This window comes from Granulicella tundricola MP5ACTX9 (assembly GCF_000178975.2).
In the GTDB taxonomy this organism is placed as follows: Bacteria; Acidobacteriota; Terriglobia; order Terriglobales; family Acidobacteriaceae; genus Edaphobacter; species Edaphobacter tundricola.
In genome coordinates this window covers 1-17,169 of sequence record NC_015065.1, presented here as the reverse complement: position 1 = coordinate 17,169, position 17,169 = coordinate 1, and the positions used below count along the sequence as shown (strand labels likewise).

Genomic DNA, 17,169 nt, shown 5'->3' with positions numbered 1-17,169 from the left:
ATTGCTGTGGCCCAGGCGTTGGAGGCAAGCGTTACGTTACGACTACTGGAGAGTGACTGGTACGGTGGTGGTGTGGATTACGGCTCCGGCGGTGGCGTTCACCGTCAGGCTGAAGGTTCCGGTGACCGTCTGGTTCAACGTGTCGCTGGACTTGCTTGCGGCGTTGTTGTTGTCACCGGCGTAGGACGCGGTGATGGCGTGCGTTCCTACGGACAATGTGCTGGTGCTGAACAAGGCAACTCCGTTGGTCACGGGGCTGGTCCCGATGACCGTGCCGGCATCCGAGAAGGTGATGGTTCCTGTGGGGTTCGACCCGCCAGAGACGAGGGCGTTGAAGACGGCAGGCGAGCCTGAGGCCACCTTCGTGTTGGTTGAGGTAATGGAGAGTTGCGAGGTTGCGGGTGTGCCCGCTCCACCGCAACCGGAGAGGTTCAGCACTGCAAACGAAGCCGCCAGCAGCAGGGCGACCAATGACGTGAAGCGACGGCGGCGAGGCATGAGGAAGAGAGCCAGGCCGGCGAGCGTCACCGCTCCAGGAACCTTCCAGGGGAGTACATCGTGCCCGTTGATGAAGGCGGCAATGACGGTACCCGGAGCGGTGGAGGTGACTGCGAGGGTGCCCGCCGTACCGGGGGTGATGGTGGATGTCCCGCAGGAGAATCCCTCCGGCAAGGTACCACCGCAAGTGATGGCAGCGGGGGTTGAGAAGCCGAGGATGCTGGAGGTGCTGAGCGCCAACGTTCCCGACTGTCCGGCGGTGATAGTCAAGCCCTTGGGACCAGTGAAGATAAAGTTCGCGGTGGTGGATACGATGGTGACCGAGGTAGTTGAGGTGGCGGTGGTCCAGTTGGTATCGCCCGAGTAAACAGCCGTGATGACGTGCGAGCCGGAGGCGAGGACGGGTGCGAGGGTGGAGAGAATCACGCCACCGTTGCCGCCGTTGATGGCCTGCGGTGTTCCGAGCGTGGTCGATGCCGCACCGTTCAGTGCGTCAAAGAACTGGATGGTTCCGGTGGGCGTCTGCGCGCTGGTGGAAGAGACCGCGCTGGTGAGGACTGCAGTGATGCTGTCCCGGCCGCCTACGGCAACGTAAGGAGCGAGGGTGGTGAGGCTGAGAGACGGTGTCGCCTGGCTGACGGCGACAGCTGACAGAGCGGAGGTGCTGGTTGAGTATTTGGTGTCGCCGGAGTAGACGGCGTAGACCGTCTCTGTTCCTGCGATGGGCCACTGGACGAAGAGGGTTACGGCGCTGCCGGTGACGGGGACCGCTGCGCTGATCTGACCTTCTTCCTTGGAGTACAGCGTGACCGTGCCGGTGGGTACTGCGCCGCTGCTATCCTTCGAAGCCGGGGTGATGCTGACTGCGAAGGAGGTCTGCTTGCCGAGCGACGAGGTGGCGGCAGAGACCTTGAGGGCGGATGTGGTGACGATGCCGGCGGGGGCTGTGACCGTCATGTCTGGATAGCTGCTGGCGATGCCAGCCGTGTAGTTGGTATCGCCCGTCCAGGAGGCGTCCGCGCCATAGCTGCCAACTGGAGCGTTGAAGGTGATGACCGCATTGCCGGAGGCGTTGATGGTGCCGGTGCCGAGAACCGCTTTTGTGTCATCGCGGTACAGGCTTACGGTGCCAGTGGGCAGGACGGCCGGGTCGTAACCGATGTAGACCGTGGCAGTAACAGGGGTGCCGGTGGTTACGATCTGGCGATCCGCGCTGACGGAGTAGTTGGCGGTGCCCTTGGTGATGGCGAAGGGGAAGGTCTGGGTGATGGCGCTGAAACTGCTATCGCCGGAGTAGGTGGCGGTGAAGGTGTAGGTACCGATGGGGTAGTCGCAGGACGTGTACGGACCGCAGGTGATGTAGATGGCGCCGGTCTTGTCGAGAGGGAAGGAGCCAATGACCGAGGTGCCCTGCGTGATGTTGACGGAGCCGGTGGGAATGCCTGCGCCGGATTTGCCGGCCATGCCGATGGAGATGAACCAGTTTGCGTCAAGGCCCACGCTGGTTCCTGAGACGATGGGCTGTCTGCCGAGGACGAAGAAGCGGCTCTTGACGAGGGTTGCCACGGTCATGGCGCTCGATTCAGGAGCGATGGTGACGTTGACGGCAGAGGAGGTGCTTGCGGTGAAGGCAGCGTCACCACCATACTGCGCGGTGAGTGCGTACGTGCCGCCAGGTAGGCTGCTCACGGAGGCGTTAAGGGCTCCCGCAGTCAGTGCGCTTGCAAGCACAGGGCCCGGTGTTGAGGTAGTTCCGGTGGCGACCAGCAGCAGCGAACCCGACGGAGTGCCGGTGCCGCTGGCAGGTGTGACCGTGGAGGCGACGATGACAGGCGAGCCGTGGGTGATGGTGGTGGACGAGAGCGTCAGGGACGTGGTCGTTGCGGTCTGGGAGATATTGCCCCAGGCAGAGACGAGGTTCGCTGCGTTGATGGTGCCAAGGCCAGTGGCAAGATCGTAGCCAGGGGTTGCGGCCCAGCCACTCAACTGCTTATAGGTGGTGGTGCCGGGGACGGCAACCGTGCAGCCGGCCGTGGTGCCGGTGCAGGTCATGGTGTTGGAGCCTTCCGTAATGTCATGGAAGACGCATGCGCTGGATTGCGTAGGATCAGTCTGCGTGCTGGAGTTGCAGGTTGAGGTCTGTGCGTTGGCGAGCGCGTAGAGCTTGTAGTTTGCAAGGCCCTGGTACTGGCCGTTTTTCTGCTCGACGAGCGCGAGGATGCCGGCCATGGAGGGCGCTGAGGCCGAGGTGCCGCCGATGACGCTGGCCTGCGTCAATGAGAAGGAACCATCGGAGTTGGTGGTGTACTGGCAGGAACCGTTGTAGCAAAGCAGGAAACCGTCATGTCCGCCGGCGGCGGCGAGCGAGACGTCGGGAACGTCGCGCTGACTATCAGCGGGAACGCCCAGGCCGGTCTGCCAGGATGGCTTGGCATAGCCCGAGGTGCAAGCGTAGAGACCGGTGAGGATGCTGGGTGAGGTGCCATGGGTGGAGCACGTGCTCGCGCCGCCGCTGCCTGCAAAGGCGGGAGCCGAGGCTGCCTGCTGGAAGTAGCAGTTGGAGGTCGTGGTGGGTGCGGCGGTATTGCAGGTTTCGTTCCAGACATACTCCGGGACGTACCCCTTGGCGGAAGACTGGTCGGCGTTAATCGTGGGAGTCCAGAAGGTGTCCGGGGTGGGGTCGTTGAACTCCGTGCCGCCGACTGCCGTGTTGTACGGCGTGGACGCGAGACCGCTGACGCCGAAGCCCAGACTGGTGGCGAAATGGGTGTTCTGAGCCAGGCAGGCGCTGGAGCCGTTATCGCCAGCGGAGACGAGGACCGAGATGCCCTCTGCGGAAGCCTGCTGCCAAAGATTGTTGTAGAACAGCAACTCAGCCGGGGCGAGCGCCTGTTCGCACTCGCCGAAGCTGAGGCTCATAATGGGGGCGATCTTGTTATCGACGATGTAGGCGGCGGAGATGTCGACGCCGTCCGTGGTGGCGGTCGAGCCGCCGATGACGTACTTGATCTGGGCCATCGGAGCGACGGCGCCGGACCACTCAACGTCGAGGATGGCCTCTTCGTCATCCCCTACGACCACGCCGGGATCTGCGTTGGCGTTGATGAACGTGGGATCGTTGTACGGCAGCTTGAAGAGCGTGCGGAAGGTCTCCACATCAGACAAGCTGATATCCGAACGACCGACGATGGCGATGGAGACACCCGTGCCATTATTGCCGTTGGCGACGATCGATGAGGTGTTGTAGATCTTGGCGAAGTCGCCGGGCGCGAGAAGATTCTGTTCCGGCTGGCTCTGCGAGGTGAACGCCGGGACCACCGTTCCGTCGGCGTTGCTCACCGCCGGCTGCGCCTGCGTGGTGGCAGCTCGCATCAGCTTGCCTGCGCTGTTGCGCGTGACGCTGTTCACCGGCGTGTGAAACGAACGCTTCTCAAAGTTGTTCAAGCTGAGAACGCTGCTCACCACGGGGGCGAGGGCGCTGGGAATAGTGAGCTCGGTCGAGTTCGAGATGCGCTTTACGCCGTCAGCCTGGTAGTTGTGCATCTGCGTACCGAACGCGGTCTCGACCGTGGCGGCTGTTCCTGAGAAGCGAATCCAGGTGTGCGAAGCGGCGATGCCTTCCACCTGGAAACCCTGGCTGGTGAGCCACGCTGAAACGGTGTCGATGTCTGCTTGCGCAGGACCGTAAGCGATGCCGAAGTCGAAGGGCGAGAGGAACTTGTGGAAGTTGAGCGAGGACGGATTCTGCACGTCGCCGAGGAAGGCTTCAAGGCTCGCCTTCTGCGTATCGCTGGGCTGAAGCGTCAGCAGCATGTCCTTCATGGGAAGGTTCGACGACACGCGGCCAAGGTCAGTCGCCTTGGAGACGGGTGCCGGAATCGAATGCGTCAGGCTGGCGCGGCTGTTTGCGTCGATCTTCTTCGTGATGAGCGGCTTCACCTGGCTGACGGCAGCGGCAGGAAGCAAAGCGGCGGTCAGCAGCACGGCTGCGTGAGAGGACATGAGTTTCAAGGAAGTAAGACGGCGCATCGAAAGCCTCCGGGTAACGCAGGTCGTGCAGCGACAGAGAGCTTCGCTGTCATGCCTGGAAGGGCAAACAGTACAAAGCAACAAGGTGAGGATTGATTGAATGTTAGGGCTGGATGAATCTGAGCGATAGACCCGTAAAGGCTAGAATTCGAACTACTCTTTCGAGTAGTGGCGATTAGAGCTCAAGCAGGCCACGTTGAATCGCGATGACGACCGCCTGGGTGCGGTCCGAGGCGTGAAGCTTTGCCAACATGCTCCGCACGTGGACCTTGATCGTGTCCTCCGTGACGAATAGTTGGGCGGCTATCTCCTTGTTGCTGTTGCCTTTCGCGACGAGGCGCAAGACCTCGATCTCGCGCTCGGAGAGCTTGCGCGACGTCAGGTAGTCGGTGAACTTTTCCAGCGCCTCCGGGGACATGGCGCGGCCACCCGAGGCTACATGGCGCAACTGTTGCACGAGCGTCGAGCCGTCGATGCCTTTGAGCAGATAGCCGCTGGCGCCAGCGCTCATCGCGGAGTAGATCTCTGCATCCGCCTGCGAGGAGGTGAGCATGACGACACGCGCATCCGCATCCAACGCGCGAATCTCACGCAGCACCTGCACGCCGCTGCTGTCCGGCAGGCGAAGGTCGAGAAGGACAACATCAGGCCTGGTGGATTGAAATAGCTCAATAGCTTGCCTCCCCGTTGCACCCAGCCCGGCCACTTCAATGCCGGAGCGCATCAGGATGCCGGCCAGGCCTTCGCGCACCATCGGATGATCGTCCACGATGAGCACAGAGAGCGAGGGCGCAGCAGCCTCCGCCGGCGGGAAAGAAGAAGTTGAGTGAGTCAAAGCAGGTCCTTTCATGAGCGCGACTACGAGTGGCGCGATAACCGGCCGTGTCCATGCGCTCGCAACCATGACCATACGCGAGTTCGCGAAGAAGTGTGTGTGCGAAGTCGAACGCGAGTACCTTTTCCGGGAGCGGATTCGATGCTGAACGCGGCACCGATGCGCTCCATGTGAGAGCGCATCGCCGGGAGCCCGAAGTGTCCAGGGCGGCCGATTCTCTGCAGCGTTTCATCCATGCCGAGGCCGTCGTCCACGATCTCCACGGCGAGAGCGTGCGGCTCAAAATCCGTATGAACATTGATGTTTTGCGCATTCGCATGGCGAAAGGCGTTCGCGATCGCCTCCCTGCAAACGCGGTAGACCTCATCGCGTAGAAGCGGATCGATCGCCCGTGGCTCTCCCGTATAGCTCACGCGGAACGCGGGCTGCGCGGCGAGCCGAAACTCCGCTTCAGCCAACCGCAACACATCCAGCAGACTATGCTCCGGCAGGGAGGTCGCATGCAGGTTCGCGACCATGCTGCGGCTGCGCGCGATGCTCTCGCGCAGTCTCGCAGCCAGACCTTCGAGAGGCTTGCTCGGATCAAGCTCCCCGGCGGCCAACTCCATCTCAGCAATCTCGAGATAGAGCGTTGCGCCGATGAGATCCTGGATGACGGTGTCGTGGATGAGATACGCGATGCGCTCACGTTCCGCCGCACGCTCCTGAAAGAGAAGACTCATGCGGCGAGCGCGAAGCAATGTGCGGCGGCGTGTGAACTCGATGATGAGCGCTATGCCGATGATCGCCGCGAGCACAACGAACCATCGTGTCTGCCAGAAGAAGGGCAGCAGATCGACCGAAGGGATGCGTGCGATTGGACCTGCAACACCACCACGGCCGATAGCCTGCACCTCAAAGCTGAAGTGTCCAGGAGGTAGTCCTGCATACGTTGCTTCACGCAGGCCCCCGGCATCAATCCAGGCGTTATCCCAACCGATGAGCCTGTAGCGAAAACGAATCATCTCCGACGCGTCGAATGACGGCGCGGTAAATGCGAAGATCAGGCGATGACGTCCAGGCCGCACGCGGACGGTCTCATCCGGTTGCCCGATGCCGTCAATGGCGATGTCGTCATGCATGGCAACCGGCGCGGCCTCCGGCAACGCGTTCCCGGAGGCCGGTCCGCGCTGCATCGCGAACCAGAGCCGCCCATCTGCCGCTCTCAGCCCGAGGACATGGCTGACAGGCAGAAGATCTCGACTGGGGAGACCATCGTGATCCGTAAAGAGTTGAGGGATGACCTTCTGCGAACGGCCCGTGCGAAACGCATCCATCTGCGGCGCGGTTATGCGGCTGATTCCCGCTGAGGTGGCCACCCACACACTACGCTCCGCGTCTTCAACAAGCTGCAGCACAGGATCACTCAGCAGGCCCTGGGCGCGGCCAATCGTTTTGGCTCCGCTGTGACCAAGGATCGTAAGCCCGCTATTGGTGCCGGCCAGAAGCTCTCCCGCCGAGTTATAGGCCAGCGTCAGGACAGTCTCATGCAGCTCTAAAAACTCGTGCTTCCACTGGCCGTTACTGAAGTGGAAGATACCGCCGTTGGAGCCTGCGTACACGCCCCCTTCATGGTCCGGAAGCAGGCACCATATCCTTGTATCGGTCAGCCCTTCGGCTGCTCCGAACGACTGAAGCTTGCCATCCCGCAGACGGAAGAGTCCTTGCCGGACGATGCTGAACCAGAGGCTACCGTCCGCAGTGCGTAGGGGTGATGTGACATAGCCTGCCGGAACATTCGGCATCTTCTCGTAGCGTCTTCCGTTCCAGCGGAAGAGCCCATAGTCCGCGATGGCAACGATAGGCATTGCTCCGTCTTCCGCAAAGCCACGCACCTGGCCTCGTCGCACACCTTCCTTGATCGCAAAGGTCTTCCATCTGCCATCACGAAAGACTGAGATCCCATCTTGCAGCGTCCCGGTCCAGATGGATCGGTCGGCAGCCTGAAAGATGGCGTCATACTGCGCGGTAACCGCAGCCAAACCCTCATTCGCATACGATACGAACGAGCCGCGCCGCAGAAGTTGCAGCCCGGAGATAGTCCCAAGCCACATTGCCCCGTCGCGATCTTCAAAGAGTAGACGAACATCGTTGGAGGCGAGCCCTTCCCGCATACTCATGCGCTGCAGGCCTTGGCCGGTCTTGCGGGAGATACCTTCAAGCCCCCCGGCCGCCATCCACAACGAGCCGTCATGAGCGATCGTCATATCGACGAACTCTTCCGTGCCGCTCTTCTCCATCCGCATGAAGCCTGTGCCTTCAAACCGGTAAAGATGATGACCGTCTCCCGCGTAGACACGCCCATCTCTCTCAACCTTGATAAGGCCTGCGTCATGGAGCGGAAACCGTGAAGTCTTGCCACCGGGCTCGATCTCCGTCACCGCCTCCCCGTCAGTGAGCCATAGATTGCCGCTGCCGTCTTCTGCGAAGCTGCGCAGTTTTGCGGGCATACCGTACACGGGGCTGAAGTGCAGCGTGCGGGGATCCAGGTGCCAGACAGTCTCGCCAAGCCGGACCAGAAGCGTGCCGTCATGCGACCGTGCCAGTCGCCCTGGCTGTCCGTTTTCATTCGCAGGGAGCGACACCTGCTGCCAGATGCCGTGGGTCTCTGAGATCAGGCCCAGGTTGGTCGTGATCCATAAACGGCCGTCGGCATCATGAGCAATGTCATTGACAGCGCTGTGGATGCCAGCCGGTTCATTGGCAAAGGAGGTGCGGAAGTTCAGCCCGTCAAAGCGTGCGAGGCCTCCGCGCGTGCCGACCCAGAGAAAGCCGTCCGGCGTCTGGTCGATGGCGGTGATGAAGTTCTGTGGCAGCCCCTGCCCGGTTGTCCAGCTACTGAGCGTGAGATGGCGCAGGTCGTCATCAGCCTGCGCATACAGGAGCCTGGCGGCGAAGGTCAGGATGAAGAAGACAAGAGAGGGGGCGCGCAAGAACGTGTCGTGTCTCCGCGCTCAGTGTAGAACAGGATGGGATTTCGTCATCCGCGGAATGGTCCGTCCACCATCAGGTCAAAGTGTTTTGACTGTCACACTTGACACTCTCTGCTCCGTGCTGGCTTACTCTTCTGCATTCGTTTTCTGGAGGGTTTTATGCAGCGTAAATTCTGCCTGGGAGTTTTCCGTCTCTTTGTTTTCCTGCTTTGCGGCCTTGGTGTGGTCCTCCAGGCGCAGACGCCCATTCCAGCAAACCATATCCGCATCCACTATCACCGTGCCGATGCCGTTTACACGGGATGGACCGTCTACGGGTTCGGCCAGACGACGGAAGATACCAGCAACTTCGAGAGCGGCCCCGTCCAGGTCACGGGCACGGATAGCTTTGGCGCATTCTTTGACGTGGGCGTGGTGGCGGGCGCGTCAGGGGCGCAGAGCGTCGGCATCATCGTGCACATGGGCGATACCAAGGACACGCCGCAGAATGAGTATGCCGACCCATCACAAGGCAGCAACTTCTACCAACTTTCCGGTGCCACCTCTCTCACCACCACGCAGCCGCCGATCCCCGTCAATCATAAGAATCCCAATATCCCCGCGAATACGGCGCGAATTCACTTTTATCGTCCGGATGGGATCTACACCAACTGGACCGTCTATGCCTTCAACGATACGACAGAGGATGAAAGCAACTACAACAGCGGTCCCATCTTCCCAACCGGCACTGATGCGTACGGGGCTTATTACGATGTACCCCTGATCCCCAATCCGAACGACCTCGGCTTCATCGTCCATAACATCGCGACTGGCACGAAGAACACCCCTGCGGACCTGCACCTGGATGTCGCGGACTACAACGAAGCCTGGATCATCTCCGGCGATCCAACAGTCTACCTGACTCAGCCAACTGCGGCACAGTTGCTGAACGCAAACTTCCTCAAGCTGCAGGCCTTCTGGATCGACAAGAAGACAATCCTGATCCAGAACGCCTACGCGGCACCCGGCGGCAGCTACTACCTCTCCAGTGACAAGAGCGCGGCCCTGGCGCTCGGAGCCAACGGCGTCACAGGCGGGACTAAGGTGACGTTAAAGGCTAGCGGCTCCCTGACGGCGCAGCAGATTGCCCGGTTCCCCCAGCTTGCAACCGGGTACACAGTCTTGACGCTGCCCGCAAACATCTCAGCGGCGGCCTACCTTAACCTGGTACAGGGACAGCTCGCAGTGACGGTGCTGAAGAGCGACGGAACCTCAAGCTATGCCACCGGGGTCCAGAACGCGGGAGTGCTGGACGATCTCTATGCGTACACCGGTCAGCTTGGCGTAATCGTGCGGCACTCCGGCTTTGATGACTGCTGGTCTGACTTCGCCGACGATGAAGACGGGCGCGTCAAGGTAAAGGTCTGGGCGCCCACCGCGCAGACGATGAAGCTGCAGCTCTTCAAGGCATCCACCGATACGGCTCCGGCGCAGGTCGTCACCATGCATGAGCATGATGGCGTCTGGGTGGCGAAGCTGGATGAGTCATGGATCGGCAAATACTACCTGCTGGATGAGATGGTCTACGCACCCAGCACACGCCAGGTCGTGGAGAATATCGTGTCCGATCCTTACTCGATCGACATTGCACTCAACGGCACAAAGAGCCGCCTCACGGATGTCGACGCCGACTCGAACAAGCCATACGGCTGGGACTTCGATCGTTCGCCCTACTTGGATCGCCTGAACGACCTGACGATCTATGAGCTGCACTTGCGGGACTTCAGCATCGGCGATAAAACGGTTCCGACCGCTCACCGCGGCATGTACCTCGCATTCACGGACCGGAACTCGGATGGCATGGAGCATCTGCGGACCTTGGCACAGTCAGGCCTCAAGGCCGTGCATCTGCTGCCCACCTTCCACTTCAACAGTGTGAATGAGGATAAGAGCACCTGGGCGACGACCCCGGACCTCACCTCCTTTGCACCGGACTCACAAAGCCAGCAGGCTGCCGTCACCGCAATCCAGAGTGCCGACGCCTACAACTGGGGTTACGACCCGGATCACTACCTAGCCCCAGAAGGCAGCTACGCCGTCAACCCCGATCAGCGCGTCCGGGAGTATCGCGAGATGGTCATGAGCCTGCACCACGCCGGCCTGCGCGTGATCCAGGATGTGGTCTTCAATCACACCAGCGGCTTCGGTGAGGCGACGAACTCGATCCTCGACGAGGTCGTGCCGGACTACTATAACCGCCTGGACGCAGACGGCAATCTGGAGACCGGAAGCTGCTGCGCCGATACGGCCACAGAACATCTCATGATGGGCAAGCTACAGCAGGATGCCATCCTGTGGAACGCCAAGAAGTACAAGATCGACGGCTTCCGTTTCGACATTATGAGCTTCACCTTCGTCAAGAATCTGGAGGAGATCAAGAAGGCCCTTGCAAAGCTCACGCCTGAGCGCGACGGGATCGACGGAAGCAAGATCTACATCTACGGCGAAGGCTTCAGCTTTGGCGAGACCGCCAACAGCGCACTCGGCGTCAACGCTCAGCAGTCCAACCTCTTCGGCACAGGCATCGGCAGCTTCAACGACCGCATGCGCGATGGCGTTCGCGGCGGCGGCCCGTTTGACGACGAGCGTGTCCAGGGCTTCGCCACCGGCTTGCTCACTGACCCAAGCCTCTACACAACCTCCATCGCCGGAACCTCTGCCGCAGACCAGCAGTCGACGCTCCTCCATCGCACCGACTGGATCAAGGTTGGCCTGACCGGCAACCTGCGCGACTACACCTTCGTCGATGCCACCGGCAAGACGATCACCGGTGCGCAGCTCGACTACCAGGGCCAGCCGACAGGCTACACCGCCACGCCGATCGAAGCAGTCAACTACGTCTCCGTCCACGACAACCAGGATCTCTTCGACACCATCCAGGTCAAGGCCTCGCTCAACGACTCGTCCGCCATCCGTGCCAAGCGTCAGGTCCTCGCAATGAGCCTCGTCGCCCTCGGCCAGGGCGTGCCCTTCTTCCATGCCGGCGACGATCTACTGCGGTCAAGGGACATGGATCAGAACGCCTATGACTCTGGAGACTGGTTCAACAAGATCGACTGGACGGGGACCGGCAACAACTGGGGCATCGGCCTGCCCATCGCCAGCCAGAACAGCTCGCAGTGGAGCTTCCAGCAACCGCTGCTCGCCAACGGTGCCTACAAACCGCAACCAGCCGATATCCAGAGCACAACCCGCGCCTTCCAGACCTTCCTGCGCATTCGCGAGAGCTCGCCGCTCTTCAGCATGTCCAACGCAGCGGAGATCCAGCAGCACCTCACGTTCCTGAACGCGGGTCCGTCCCAGGTCCCCGGCCTGATCGTGATGAATCTGCAGGCGAACGCACGCAACTATGGTCCTTACGGCCAGATCGTCGTAGTCTTCAACGCCAGCGACCAGGAGCAGAGCTTCACAGCGGCGCAGTTGAAAGGCCTTACCCTCAAACTTGATCCGCTGCAGGCAGAGGCCGATCCAACCCTGAAGGAGACCGCCAGGTTCGACCGCCAGAAAGGAACGCTCACCGTCCCCTCCCTGACCACGGTCGTCTTCGTCAACCAGTAGAAACAAGCCGCCATAAAAAGATGAGGACCAGAAATGGTCCTCATCTTTTTGCTCTCCGCAACCCGGCAGGCCTAAGGTTGTTTGACCACCTTCACGACCACGTAGGTGATCTGCGTCCCGGGCGCCAGGAAGAATTGGTGCGGCACCCCAATAGGAATCTCGATCACATCCCCCGGCCCAACCGTGCGCTTCGTCCCATTGCGAATCCCAGAGCCCTGGATCTCATTTGGAGCGGTCGGGACAGGATCGATGACCTCACCGCCCGAAACCAGTGTCGCCGTGCCGGACTGGATCACCATCACGTCCGCCTTTGTCTTGTGCAGCTCCGCGCGCCCATCCTTCTCGCGGTGCGAGATCGAAAGCTCATGATCGCCAAACTCCGCCTTCCCCTTAATACCATCGGGCGGCATGCCCTTGGACCAGACGGTGATACCGCCAGTCTGGGCTGCGACAAAACTTGAAGCGAGAGCAAGAGCAAGGGCAGGAATCAATCGTTTCATAACAGCACTCCTCGGTTTATACGTCGCTGGCTGGGGATCGTTGCCTGCACCCGCCTGGGATATCCTCCCAAATCTAAACGACTTCTTACCCGCACCCGGATACCACCCGTAAGCAACGTGTATGTCACAGCCGCTAGGGTGCCTCCTAGGCTCTGATTCGCAACGTCTTCCGCAAGGTCCGTGCAAAGCCGGATCGCCGACAGCAGCCTCGTTTCTCTTCCATTCAAACGGGCAGCTCAGCCTGTAACGGCACCGGAACATGTTTGCTACTCACATAGCGTTGATTCAATTCTGCAGATGCCTATAGTGGCGATGCTTGTTGTTAAGCACATTCTCGCGCTCTCAAAAGCACGAGGCCTAAGAGGTCCGTCCCCATGATCAACTCGCGCCACTCTCTCCGCTCTTCCCTCGTGCCCCTTTCGTTCCTCGCTCTCTCGCTGGCCGCGCCCGGTCTCAGCGCACAGGAGTTCCGCGGCACCATCTCCGGCTCCGTGACCGACCCCACCGGAGCCGCCATCTCAGGCGCGCAAGTCCTCATCCGCGAGACCGCCACCGGCACCCTCAACAAGACCCTCACCGACGCCTCCGGCCAGTATGTAGTCCCCTTCCTCCCGCCCGGCACCTATGAGGTCTCGGTCGAGATGACCGGCTTCAAGAAGGTCCTCCGCAGCGGACTGACACTGGAGTCCGCCGCCCACCCCATCATCGATCTCACCCTCCCCCTCGGGAACACGCAGGAGACCATCAGCGTCAACGCGGACACGCCGCTCGTCGACACCGCAAACTCATCCGTAGGCCAGGTCATCACCACCCATCAGGTTGAAGACTTCCCCATCAACGGCCGCACGCCGCTCGTCCTGACGGAGCTTGCAGTCGGCGTCGTGGCCACCTCTTACCCGTCCCAGGTCCACCCCTTCGATAACAACGGCGCGTCCAGCTTCAGCATCGGCGGAACCCCGCAGCAGACCAGCGAGATCCTGCTCGATGGCTCACCGGACACGGTCTGGAGCGGCGCCATCGCGTACAGCCCCATCCAGGAAGCCGTGCAGGAGGTCAGCGTGCGTGCGTTCGATACCGACGCCGGATTTGGCCACACCATCGGTGGCGTCATGAACCAGATCACGAAGTCCGGATCGAACGCCTACCACGGCTCGCTCTATGAGTTCGGCGTCGTCTCGCCCCTCGGTGCCAATAGCTACTTCAACAAGCACGTCAGCAACCCCGCCAACATCAAGCCCAGGCCGGTGCCGCACTTCAACCAGTTCGGCGGAACCTTCGGCGGCCCCATCCGCATTCCCCACGTGTTCAACGGGACGGACAAGCTCTTCTTTTTCGTAGCGGCAGAAGGATTGCCGGATTCCACACCCTCCTCCACCCTGCTAACCGTCCCCACAGCCGCCGAACGCACCGGCGACTTCTCCGCCCTGCTGCCGCTCGGTTGCCCCAAAGGCTATCTCGGCACAGACCCCAGCCACTGCTCTGACGGCACCGTCAACGCGTACCAGATCTTCAACCCCTTCACCGCCGTGCAGAACGGCACCACGGTCACCCGCTCGCCGATCGCCAACAACAACCTCGCCGCCGCTGGCCTGCCCCTGAACGCCATCGCGCTGAACTACCTGAAGCTTTACCCTGCCGCAAATATCCCGGCCGCCAACGCGGACGGTACGCAAAACTACATCAGCAACTCGCCCGCATCAGACTCCTTCAACAACGAGTTCATCCGCATCGACTGGAACATGAGCGCACGCAGCCACATGGTCGTGGACTATCGCCGCAACCTGCGCATCAATCACAAGTTCGACTACTTTGATAACGGCGCCACCGGCCAGGGCTCCACGCGCGGCAACCGCGGCGCAACCGTCGACGAGGTCTTCACCGTCAATCCATCCACAGTCCTCGACGTCCGCGCCAACTGGACCGACAACTACGAATACACCTACCCCGCCAGCACCTCGTTCTCCCCCACCACCATCGGCTTCCCAGCCTCGCTCACCGCTGGCAGCCGCTTCCCCATGCTGCCCTTCCTGAACTTCAGCACCTTCCAGACGCTCGGCTTCAACACTGCCAGCAACGATCCTGCGCAGAGTTATCAGCTCTTCGGAGATCTAGTCAAAGTGGCCGGGCGGCACACCATCAAGGTAGGAGGCGACGGCCGCCAATACCGGCTTGACCTCACGACCTTCGGTGACGCCTCCGGCAACTTCACCTTCGGCCCCACCTTCCTGCAGTCCAGCTCCTCCGGCTCTGCACCCAAACCGGTTGCCTATGAGCTCGCCAGTTTTCTGCTGGGCCTGCCCACCGCCGGCAACTACACCCAGGCCACCACGGCCAACATGCATGCCTACTACATGGCCTTCTTCGTTCAGGATGACTGGCGCGTCAACGACAACCTGACCTTCAACCTCGGCCTGCGTTACGACCACCAGAACCCCCAGGAAGAGAAGCTCAGCCGCGTCGTCAACGGCTTCAACCCGACGGCCGCGACAAACGTCTCCGGAGCTGCGGCAGCGGCCTATGCGGCGAGTCCGATCAGCCAGGTTCCAGCCGGCTCCTTCAACACCAGCGGCGGCCTGACCTATCCCACCGGCGCGACCAACGGTGCCATCTACCAGACGCTTTCGCACAACGTCAGCCCGCGCATCGGCTTCAGCTTCACACCGCCTGCGCTTAATAAGAAGACGGTCATCCGTGGCGGCTTTGCCATGTTCGTGCAGCCCATCAACCTCTCCAACCTAGGCGCAAACGGCACCACCTCTTCAAGCGCGCAGGTCAACAACGAAGGCTTTACCAGCACGACGCCCTACGTCGCGACGAACAACAACTACCTGACCACGGCAAACACGCTCTCCAACCCATTTCCTAATGGCTTCACCGTCGCACCCGGCAGCTCACTCGGCGCAAGCACCTTCCTGGGCCAGACGGTGGCGTTCGCGGCGCCAGCCGTGCATGATCCGTACTCCCTGCGCTGGAACCTCGGCGTGCAGCAGTCGCTGACACCCAGCCTCCTGGTTGAGGTGGATTACGTCGGCAACCACTCGGTTCATCTGCCCGTCGGGGCCACGCAGCTCAACGTGATTCCCCGCCAGTTGCTCAGCACGTTGGCCACGCGCGATAACACCCTGGCCGCCTCCTACAACGGCACCTCGTGCTTGGCAATGTAATCAGGATCGATCTCCACGCCAACCCCCGGCCCTGTAGGAACCTTGATCACGCCATTCGCATCCGGCACCAGCGTGGAGGTCGCGCACTTGTAAGGCAGCGTGTTATTGAACTCCTTGAACTCGTGATACGGCCCGGAGTTCGGGATCGCGGAGACAAAGTGCATCATGTACAGATACCCCAGCCCAGTAGACGAGATGTGTGGAATGCACTGCTTGCCGAACGCATTCGCCATCCGCGCCACCTGCATGCACCGCATCATGCCGCCAAAGTAAAACATATCCTGCTGCACAATCGAAAGCCCGCCGTTCGCAATCAGCCAGCGGAAGTTATGCGTACTCGGCTCCTGCTCACCGCCCGCAATCGGAATCTCCAGCGCATCCCCAACCTTCTTCGTCTCCTCATACCAGTCGAACGGCACAGGCTCTTCGTAGAACGCGTACTTGTACTCCTGCATCAGCTTGCCGATCGGGATCGCCTGATTCGCCGTATACGATCCGTTCGCATCGGCAGAGATAATCATCTGGTCGCCGAACGTCTTGCGCACCAGCGGAATCAGCTTTTCGCTGCGGCCCTTCGGAGACTCCGTATGGCTCATCCGCCCGCCCAGCTTGAACTTGATCGCCTTCGCGTGAGACAGCGCCACATCCCGCTTCAGATGTTCGATAACCTCCTCCGCCGTGTTGTCCCGCTCACCGTTCGCTTGGTACACGGAGATCGAAGGGTTATAGATCTTGTCGCTGATCAACAGGCCAATCGACTTGTTCGCCATCTTGCCAAACATATCCAGAATTGCAAACTCGATCGTCGCAATCGGCACCCAGATCGCCAGGCTCTGCGTCTTATAGTTGCTCTCGTAGACCGTCACCGCCGGAATCAGGCTCTCGATATCGCGAGCGTCTTTTCCAATAAAGAATGGCGCAATCCGATCCACGAACAGCGGATACAGCACCGCCATCTGCTGCGAGTTCGAGATCGAAATCCCCTCCGCCCCATCCTTCGACCGCACCCGGCACAGATAGGAGTTCTTATAGTGCAGCAACTCAACGCTCTCAATAATCACCGGAGAGGTGAACTGTTCGCGCTTGAAGACCGGCTGCTGCAGCACGGCGTCCAGCTTCGCATAGCGCTCCTGCAGGTTGCCCGGCAGGCCATGACGGGGAGCGTTGAGGAACTGGCCAAGCGCAGCGCCGGGAGCCATCGCGGCGGCCCCTGCGGTAAGTGCGGTCTTCAGTAGATTGCGGCGGTCGGTCTGCATGATGTTTTCCCTGAATGAATGAAGACGATGTTTGATGTTCGGTTGAAGCGAAGCATGAAGATCATAAAAGAGCAGTCGGTTGGGGACGCAATCCTTACCGATTTCTCTACCCCACCACCCTAGATGGCTCCGCACGAACTTGTCATGTGTAGCAGGTGACAAACATGTATTGCGCCTGTACCTGCACGCCTCTCTGCCTCTGAAGCTCCCAGTCCGATGCGCTGCTGACTACCGTTGCAAGACCATCTTCATAGTCTTTTCCATCCCGCCACCGCCTCACAATACATGTTTGTTACCTGTCCCGGCTGACAATCCACC

General features: G+C 60.8%; 7 protein-coding genes. 2 read left to right on the top strand and 5 right to left on the bottom strand.

Going from position 1 to position 17,169, the window contains the following annotated elements; all coding sequences use genetic code 11:
* Window positions 1-42: 42 nt before the first annotated feature.
* The 3 genes from ACIX9_RS27500 to ACIX9_RS20445 all read right to left on the bottom strand — a co-directional run bounded on the left by ACIX9_RS27500 (window position 43) and on the right by ACIX9_RS20445 (window position 8,334).
* A complete protein-coding gene (locus ACIX9_RS27500; RefSeq protein WP_041598080.1) occupies window positions 43-4,500 on the bottom strand; it encodes an Ig-like domain repeat protein in 4,458 nt (1,485 codons plus the stop codon).
* A gap of 202 nt (window positions 4,501-4,702) precedes the next feature.
* On the bottom strand, window positions 4,703-5,362 hold the full coding sequence (locus ACIX9_RS20450) for a response regulator (RefSeq protein WP_232298932.1): 660 nt from the start codon (window positions 5,360-5,362) through the stop codon (window positions 4,703-4,705).
* A 23-nt stretch (window positions 5,363-5,385) separates the two neighbouring features.
* Entirely contained in the window at window positions 5,386-8,334 is a 2,949-nt protein-coding gene (locus ACIX9_RS20445) for a sensor histidine kinase (RefSeq protein WP_013582102.1), read from the bottom strand.
* Between the two features lie 159 nt (window positions 8,335-8,493).
* Here ACIX9_RS20445 and pulA point away from each other — a divergent pair, with 159 nt between their 5' ends.
* Window positions 8,494-11,931 (top strand): pullulanase-type alpha-1,6-glucosidase, encoded by a 3,438-nt coding sequence (pulA, locus tag ACIX9_RS20440; RefSeq protein WP_013582101.1) that lies wholly within the window; start codon window positions 8,494-8,496, stop codon window positions 11,929-11,931.
* A gap of 71 nt (window positions 11,932-12,002) precedes the next feature.
* Here pulA and ACIX9_RS20435 read toward each other — a convergent pair whose 3' ends face one another.
* Window positions 12,003-12,431 (bottom strand): hypothetical protein, encoded by a 429-nt coding sequence (locus ACIX9_RS20435; protein WP_013582100.1) that lies wholly within the window; start codon window positions 12,429-12,431, stop codon window positions 12,003-12,005.
* Between the two features lie 374 nt (window positions 12,432-12,805).
* Here ACIX9_RS20435 and ACIX9_RS20430 point away from each other — a divergent pair, with 374 nt between their 5' ends.
* Window positions 12,806-15,595 (top strand): outer membrane beta-barrel protein, encoded by a 2,790-nt coding sequence (locus tag ACIX9_RS20430; RefSeq protein ID WP_013582099.1) that lies wholly within the window; start codon window positions 12,806-12,808, stop codon window positions 15,593-15,595.
* Here the strand turns inward: ACIX9_RS20430 and ACIX9_RS20425 are convergent.
* On the bottom strand, window positions 15,565-16,851 hold the full coding sequence (locus ACIX9_RS20425) for a mandelate racemase/muconate lactonizing enzyme family protein (RefSeq protein WP_013582098.1): 1,287 nt from the start codon (window positions 16,849-16,851) through the stop codon (window positions 15,565-15,567). The two genes, ACIX9_RS20430 and ACIX9_RS20425, sit on opposite strands and share 31 nt — an antisense overlap.
* Window positions 16,852-17,169 lie beyond the last annotated feature (318 nt).